The 8,352-nt window shown below is 40.6% G+C and carries 7 protein-coding genes; 2 read left to right on the top strand and 5 right to left on the bottom strand.

Features of this window, described 5'->3' with window-relative positions:
• Window positions 1–176 precede the first annotated feature (176 nt).
• Window positions 177–668: a hypothetical protein gene (locus L2764_RS24560; protein ID WP_248942998.1), complete on the top strand. Its 492-nt coding sequence runs from the start codon at window positions 177–179 to the stop codon at window positions 666–668.
• A 117-nt stretch (window positions 669–785) separates the two neighbouring features.
• Window positions 786–2,240 carry a tRNA uracil 4-sulfurtransferase ThiI gene (gene thiI, locus L2764_RS24555; protein ID WP_248942997.1) on the top strand — a complete coding sequence of 485 codons (1,455 nt, stop codon included), beginning with the start codon at window positions 786–788 and terminating at the stop codon, window positions 2,238–2,240.
• 94 nt (window positions 2,241–2,334) lie between these two features.
• Here the strand turns inward: thiI and L2764_RS24550 are convergent, their stop codons facing one another.
• The 5 genes from L2764_RS24550 to L2764_RS24530 all read right to left on the bottom strand — a co-directional run bounded on the left by L2764_RS24550 (window position 2,335) and on the right by L2764_RS24530 (window position 7,823).
• Window positions 2,335–3,804: a hypothetical protein gene (locus L2764_RS24550; RefSeq protein ID WP_248942996.1), complete on the bottom strand. Its 1,470-nt coding sequence runs from the start codon at window positions 3,802–3,804 to the stop codon at window positions 2,335–2,337.
• Window positions 3,805–4,125: 321 nt separating this feature from the next.
• Window positions 4,126–4,659: an NADPH-dependent FMN reductase gene (locus tag L2764_RS24545; RefSeq protein ID WP_248942995.1), complete on the bottom strand. Its 534-nt coding sequence runs from the start codon at window positions 4,657–4,659 to the stop codon at window positions 4,126–4,128.
• Between the two features lie 89 nt (window positions 4,660–4,748).
• Window positions 4,749–6,122, bottom strand: a complete 1,374-nt coding sequence (locus L2764_RS24540) for a tryptophanase (RefSeq protein WP_248942994.1) — start codon at window positions 6,120–6,122, stop codon at window positions 4,749–4,751.
• 142 nt (window positions 6,123–6,264) lie between these two features.
• Complete coding sequence (locus tag L2764_RS24535) at window positions 6,265–7,074, bottom strand: PKD domain-containing protein (RefSeq protein WP_376708488.1); 810 nt, start codon at window positions 7,072–7,074, stop codon at window positions 6,265–6,267.
• A gap of 8 nt (window positions 7,075–7,082) precedes the next feature.
• The gene (locus L2764_RS24530; RefSeq protein ID WP_248942992.1) at window positions 7,083–7,823 is read right to left on the bottom strand and encodes a PKD domain-containing protein; all 741 of its coding nucleotides are present in this window, start codon (window positions 7,821–7,823) and stop codon (window positions 7,083–7,085) included.
• Window positions 7,824–8,352: the final 529 nt, after the last annotated feature.

Genomic DNA, 8,352 nt, shown 5'->3' with positions numbered 1-8,352 from the left:
GCTGCTTGCTGATGTCATATCAGGTATTCAATTTAAAGATGGTGAACGGATCACTCAAGATCAAACAGAACATCACGATTCATTGATACACCACATTTGACAATAACTCATCAACCCTGCCCTCTGGCGATTATGTCACGGAGCAAGGTAATTTACTGTTTCCCTCGACAAGTGTGGTGAAGGATATCGCTCGTTATAATGCTAATGTGAAGGCGGTGGGGATTGGGCGCATTTATTTTCGTCCACTGAAAGGAAATGAGCCCCTTGGAAATTTAGAACTTTTTCAAGTGGCCGATCTTAATAATCAATATGCGCAGCCTTATGAAAATACTCTGATCCGTATGGCCAATTTATATGTTGATTCAACTCAAGAGCTATATTCATATGTGGAAGGTTTTGGCACAGAAGATCAAGCGAATATCCCTTATCGGCTGCCTATAGGCCATCTTGCTATTGAAGTAAGCAAAATATCCACTCTCAAGGTCATATTATCTTTGGTTCAGGATCGGCAGAAGACTCCTGTGAAACTATTTTCAGATGAAATAGCCTATAATCCTGGTGACGGTAGTCGTAATTTTAAATTGATTTTGTCACCGCCTTTACGGGTGCAGCAATCTAAGCCCTTTTTTAACCGCATTATTGAATTTGTGCAATATTCACAGAAATGAGCTTTTCAATCTCTTGTTAAATGGTATTTTGTTTCTGTCTCTCTATATCGATAAATCCGTCTATGTTATAATCCCGCTCCATTTATTGTTCCTTAACTCCCTTCGCTCGGAATACCCATGAAATTTATCGTAAAACTATTTCCTGAAATCATGATGAAAAGCAAGCCGGTAAGAATGCGTTTTACCAAAATGCTGGAAACGAATATTAGAAATGTCCTTAAAAATGTTGATGAAAGTGCCAAGGTGCAGCGTCAATGGGATAAGATTATGATCATGGTGCCGGACTATAGAAGCGACTTAATGGAGGCGTTTGGGGCGCGTTTAGCCTGTATTCCGGGGATTGCGCACATTTTACAAGTCAATGTCAGCACTTTTGAGTCAATCGATGATATATATCAGCAGACGTTAGTCGCTTATAAAGAGCAGTTGGCGGGGAAAACGTTTTGTGTTCGTGTCAAACGAGTCGGTAAACATGACTTTAATTCCATTGAGGTGGAGCGTTATGTTGGGGGAGGATTAAATCAATTTACTGATGCCGCCGGGGTTAAATTAAAAAATCCAGATATGACAGTGAACCTTGAGATTGATCAAGATCAGCTATATCTAGTGGATAAACGCATTCAGGGCTTGGGGGGCTTTCCTATGGCGACCCAAGAGGATGTGTTGTCGCTTATTTCTGGCGGATTTGATTCAGGGGTGTCTAGTTATCAATTTATCAAACGCGGTTCACGTACTCATTATTGTTTCTTCAATTTGGGCGGCGATCAACATGAAATTGGTGTTAAGCAGGTGGCTTATCATCTGTGGAAGAAATACGGTGAATCCCATAAAGTGAAATTTATCTCAGTGCCTTTCGATCCCGTGGTTCAAGAGCTACTGGAGCGAGTTGAAAATGGTCAAATGGGCGTTATTTTAAAGCGGATGATGATGCGCACTGCAGCAAAGATTGCTGAGCGCATGGGCATACAAGCCTTGGTAACGGGGGAGGCCATGGGGCAAGTCTCTAGCCAAACATTAACCAATCTGAATGTTATCGATCGCTGCACCGAGCAATTGATCCTTCGGCCACTGATTGCGATGGATAAACAAGATATTATCGATATCAGCCGTAAAATCGGCACAGAAGATTTTGCCAAATCGATCCCTGAATATTGTGGGGTGATTTCACAAAAGCCTACCGTTAAGGCGGTGCTGTCCAAAATTGAACATGAAGAAGAGAAGTTTTCAGAAGGACTGATCGATAAAGTGCTTGCCGATTCCAAGATCATCAGTATTAAGGATATTGCTACTGAGATGGACTTGCAGATCACTGAAACAGCGAGCGTTGATGCGATTAGCCAAGGTGAAATCGTGATTGATGTTCGTGCCCCAGATGAAGAAGAGTTAGCGCCTTTAAAACTGGATGGTATTGAAGTGAAAAAAGTGCCTTTTTATAAGTTGGCGACGCAATTTGGTGACTTTGATAAAGAGAAAACTTACCTCTTGTATTGCGAGCGAGGTGTGATGAGTAAACTCCAAACCTTGTATTTACAAGAGCAAGGCTATACCAATGTAAAAGTTTATCGCCCTTAATTTGCTTTGATGTAATGTGATAAAAATAGCTAAGGCCATTATTGTAAGAGAAATAATGGCCTTTTTGTTTTATGACTTTGAGGAGGGTAATGGATTAAAGGCAGATCTGTTGCCCCTTGATGTGGCAATCTCCGCCATTATTATCTTGCTCTTTACAGCCGACATAGGTGGCGTTGCCGTAGCTACCTCCTACATGAGTGTGCCTATTTTCAGTATTGATTGAAACACCGTTAACGTAACACTCACTGCTGGATGTATTATCACTTTGGCGTATGACATCAATATGGCCCCAAAGAGGGACATCACTGCTCGATACCGTGCCGTATTCTAAGTTACAAGCCGCTTTAACGGATGCATTGACTTTATTACTTGGGCAAGTGATATATTTATAACAACCACTACTATTACCATAAATTAAACAGTCGAAATCTTCTATGCTAGGGACGGTACCGCCTCTAAATTGTGATACGCGAATATTGGCGTAAGTGGTGGACTCATTAAGAGATGTATCATTAGTGTTAGCACCAAATTTTATATAGTAAAGCGGCTCTCTGTCTAAAAATTGATTGTATCGCACACTGTTATAACTGGCATTATCGTTATCATCAGTAGAACTGGTATTGCTTAATTGTGCACTGCTATCATCGCCGCAATAGCTTTTATTCCCATTGCGTGAACTGATATAAATAGCGGCATTATCACCCGTGTACTGGTTATAGTAAAAATAGTTGGTTTCAATCACATTGTGACTGGGCGTTTGGTGTCGGACTGTGCCTCCTTCGCCACAATTGCGATAAAGAAAAATACCGCCATTATTGATGGCCGAAAAAGTGTTTTCTTTAATGGTATTGTAGGCTGAGCCATCAATAGCCATCACTTCTCGTGGACCATCTGCATGAATATAATTATTGATAATGGAATTGTAATTGGACTCAGCATCTAGATAAATAGCCACTGATGTGGAGGTACCTTGAATTTCAGAATCTTGAAGAGTGACATGGTGAACCCCAGGGGCGAGGTAAAGCGGGGTGCGAACGACAGATTCAATATTCATATTGTCGAGTAAAATATTATGGGGAGCGGCATTATTGGCGCGAGTCGTATGACCTGCGGTGATCGACGAGCTTTTTACTTCAGCCGCTTCGCCATTACTGCCCATGCCGATAATACGAATATTACCCTTTACTCGGCAATCTTTAAGCGTAATATCATGAGGAACTGACCAAGTGCCATCAGACAATGGAATAGATTGGATGGCAATCGTATTATGTGAATGGGTAAAGATCCCAGCATTAATCCCAGATTCCATATCAATTAAGGCATTATTACAATCAAGGTTCATGTTAGATGCCTCATTACCTTGTATCATGATCCTTTTGGTGATGATGTCGGTAGCGCTTAAGCTGAGATGACAATCCAGATAAGCAGTATGTTTACTACTGGTTGCCGCTGCGAGTACATAGGCTTTTTGGTCACTGCTGCAGTTTTCTATTGCATAACTTGATATCGATACCCATAACAATGAAATACTGAGTATCATTGAAAAAACAGTCGATTTTGACATGACAAATCCTTTTGTTTTTGAACTTATGATGGCCTTTAACCAATAGGGGTAAAGCAAAAGTTCGAGAGTCGCGTCCTTTATCAAGGATAAGTAAGCCGATTGAAAATAGTACAAAGGGATTACTTGACGACTTAGTTAAAAATAGCAGTTTCTAATTAAATTGCAGGGGAAGTTTTTATCTTAGGATTGAAGTGAGAGTGATAGCTTTTATTTAAACGGGAATGAGGTTTTAACGAAGAAAGTCATTTTTTCAGTCTATTATTTGAAATGTTTAGCGATTTTTCTGCAAGAATGCCTGCTTATTAGAGCAGGCGGTTGATCTTAAGTTTCGTCATTGAGTTTAGCAATCGCTTCAATGAGCTTTTGATTTAACTCTTCATTTATCATTTTGTGGTGAGTAGTATCAAAATTATCGAAAAAACGAGGGATGGATAAATTGGCTTTGACATCGGCTCCAAAAAAGGGCGCTGAATGTAAAGCAGAACGCATTACACTGGCCGCACCACCGAGGCCTGGGGACGTTGAGAGTAATAGCGTCGGTTTATGTTGATAAACTTTATTATTAATACGTGAAACCCAGTCAAAGAGGTTTTTATAGGCGGCGGTGTAGGAACCATTGTGCTCAGCAAAAGAAATGATGAGCTTATCTGCAGCGGTTATTTTGTTAAAAAAAGCCTGAGCGAGAGCAGGATGACCGAGTTCTTGCTCTTTATCGGTGCTAAAAAGTGGGAGTTCGTAGTCATTTAAATCAAGGAGTTCAACACTGGCGTTGGGGACTAAAGAGGCGGCATAACCCGCCAGTTTTTTATTAATGGATTGACGACTATTACTGGCGGCAAAAGCTAATATTTTCATTTTTTCTCATTATATGTTTTAGGGGCAAAATCGTTCTCGATCACTCATAAAAGAGTATGAGCCTTGAGTTAATTTATCGATCAATTAACTCAGGTGTTATTTTCAAAATGACATGAGAAGTGGCGCAACATTTGGGGCTGTTTAGTGATGTTAAGCCCCGAGTATGTGTGGCGTTCTTCCCATACTTTTTCAACAACTTCAATAATATAATCGAAATGGCTCTGGGTGTATACTCGCCTAGGGAAGGCTAAGCGTACCAACTCCAATTCAGATGGCTGTTCCTTGCCTTTATCATCAAAGTGACCAAACATGACAGTACCAAGTTCAACCGCACGAATACCGCCTTCGATATAAAGTGCATTAATCAGTGCAATGCCAGGATAAGCGAGTGGGGGGATGTGAGGCATGAAGGTTTTAGCATCAATAAAAACGGCATGCCCACCGCTAGGCTTTATTACTGGTATACCTTTCATATCCAGTTTTTGGGTTAAATAATCCACGGTAGCATGTCGGTAGGTTTGATAATCCATATCGAGTGCTTCCATTAACCCCACTGAAATGGCTTCTAAATCCCGTCCTGCTAATCCTCCGTAGGTAGGAAAACCTTCTCGTAAAATCAGTAAATTCTTAAAATCTTCGGCCCATTCATCATTATTGCAAATGAAAAAGCCGCCAATGTTGGCGAGACCATCTTTTTTTAGACTCATGGTGGCAGCATCAGCAAGTGAAAAAATTTCCTGTGCGATTTCAAGTAAAGATTTATCTTGATAGCCCTTTTCTCGTTTTGAAATAAAATACGCATTTTCAGCAAAACGGCAGGCATCAAGAACAAGTGGAATATTGTATTGAGATAACACTGTTTTTACTGCGCGAATGTTTGCCAGAGAGACGGGTTGACCTCCACCGGTATTATTGGTGATAGTGAGCATCGCAAAAGGGATATTTTCCGCGCCATGAGTTTGGATAAAGGATGTTAATTTTTCTATGTCCATATTGCCTTTAAAAGGCGCTTCTATACTGGGATCTCGGCCTTCTTCGCAGAGTAAATTAACGGCTGTGGCGCCTGCAAATTCAATATTGGCACGGGTCGTATCAAAATGGGAATTATTAGGGATCATATCTCCAGCTTTTAATCGGCTCATAGCCAATAACCCTTCTGCAGCCCGCCCTTGATGAGTCGGAAAAATATGTTTAATCGCCGTGATTTTTTTGATTGTGGCCTCAAACTTTTTCCATGACTGACTGCCCGCATAGCTTTCATCGCCTATCATGATGGCTGCCCACTGTTGAGCTGACATGGCCCCCGTACCTGAATCGGTCAATAAGTCGATAGTACAATCGATAGCGTCGAGTAAAAAGACGTTGTAATGTGCTTTTTTGAGTTTTTCGATGCGCTCTTCTTTGGAAATGATTTTAATCGGCTCAGTCATTTTTATGCGAAAGGGTTCAATGATGGTACGCATGGCAATTCCTACTCACTTTATGGCTTAATAACAGCTTTGTTGAGCATAGTTCAAAAATATTTTTTTGACCTGAACTCTCAGAGTGCTTAAAGGGAGAGAATGAAAGCCATTAGGCAGAGCTAATGGCTTTCTATAAGATCCATTATGGATTTGTAGAGCAGGTAAATAATGTGGTGCCAGCGGTAATATCAGGATCGGAATACCGACTAACATAGGTGATATTGTTGTGGTATGTACCTTGACCAAGCTCCCTCAATAAACCCGTTTCAGAATGCACATTAAAAGTCACGCCAACAGGGATAGTGACAGTGGCTTTTTCCCATACAGTGAGCGTTTGACTGAATTGATAATCAATGTTGAATAAGGGAGCTTCATGTTCCGTTAAGGTGAACGCTAATATATGTTCTTGCGTCGATGTTGTATCACAGGTGTCGATCAATAAAATCTCAATAACCTGATATAAAGGTAATGTTTGCTCTCCTAATGAAAGCATAGATTCAGCATTTTGGTTGATGGGGCGAGAGGTATAGCTGGCATAAGGGATGCGGTCATTATTGGTTTCAATGCTGACGGTGGCATTTTCTTCAACAGAGATCCTGTAGGACAGTATGCCTTGCTCATTTGTGACGACGCTTTGATCATTGATTAAAAAATTTACACTCGCAATGGGGAGTCCCATGATATGTTTAAATGTACCACTGATATAGCCGCTGAGTGTGACATTCGGATCAACGACAGTAATAACAAGGTTGTCGGATTCAGAATCCAGCTCAGCATCATTGACTGTTAAGCTAATTACATATTCACCTGCGGTATCGGTGATAAAGCTGGGATTCACTAGGCTGGCATCATCCAAATTGGGATTGCTATTGTCAGCTTGAGTAATGATGTTCCATGAATAACTGAGTGGTGAGGTTTCAGGATCGCGACTTAAACCGCCATTAAGGGTGATGTTTTCATTTACTTCACGTCTTCACCCGCATTGGCAACCGGTGGATTATTTTGACTCGTGACTGTGAGAGTCACGTCATCAGGTATACTGGATGAATAGGGATCGGATACGGTTAATGTGAAGGTATAGCGGCCTTCGAGATCGGGCGTAAAGTGGGGTTGAGTGCTATTTGGGCTGCTGATCAAGGCTTGGCTGTCATCGGGAGTACTTTTTATTTTCCATTCGTACGTTAGGGGATCGTTATTGGCATCAGTACTCAAGCCTCCATCGAGCTCAACTAAAGAATTGATCATGACTGATTGATCTTCTCCTGCATAGGCCATTGGCACACTGTTGCCCGTCGTGCTAATGATGTTAATACTGTCATTAAGACTGTCTTTACTGCCAGAATTTACCGTTAACACGACAATATATTGGCCATCGACATCGGCAATAAAAGAGGCATTTACCTGAGTAGATTGGTTTAATTGTGCTTTTGAGGTGGTGGGTTTTTCTTGTATCACCCATTGATAAGTTAATATATTACTGTTTGATGTTTGGCTATCAGAGGCATCAAGTTGTACATTTGATCCCGTTACGACATTTTGATCGTGCCCGGCATTGGCGATAGGTAATGGGGCTGAGCTATCTTGTGAGTCTGTAATAGGCGTTGTGTTATTGGCTTTTTCGTTATTATTGTCATTGTCACCTCCGCCACCGCAGGCACTAAGTTGATCAAGAAAAGCCATTAAAATAAAAATCCGTTTCATATTATTCCTAGTTGTTATATTTAAAGCGATTTAAGCGGTAATGCAACAACATTTTAACAATGTTCATTTCAAGTTGAATGTATGGGTTAAGCTTATTTAATCAATCACTTAAATATGTATGAATAGATTTTGTAGCAGATAAACGATGGCGGTTGCACTTTTTATTGTTTATTAATGGTATTGAGAGCCCCGTACCGTAGGAGAATTAAATGTTATTGGAAAGGTAAAGTCATCAAGATGATTGGGCTGAGAGTAGCAGGCTCAATCATCTTGGTGATAGATGGGAGAATGTGTCGATTTATTGGGTTGTGGTGTCACTCACTGGTTCTTCAGCAACTAAGATAGTATCCATATCTTGAGTGAGTTGCTGCTTTAATTCTTCCATTTTTAAGTTGAGCTCAGCATGGATACTTGCATGTAAGTACCTGAGTATTAAATTATCATAAATTCGTTCACTATTAGAGCAACGTGATAATTTCAGTACTTATCGCATCATTGAACTTGTTTGTTTATCATTATTTTTGTATAA

Origin of the sequence: Shewanella surugensis, from assembly GCF_023284005.1 — a bacterium.
Classification (GTDB): Bacteria; Pseudomonadota; Gammaproteobacteria; order Enterobacterales; family Shewanellaceae; genus Shewanella; species Shewanella surugensis.
The sequence above is the reverse complement of the archived record's forward strand: the minus strand, read 5'-3'. Positions and strand labels throughout refer to the sequence as shown.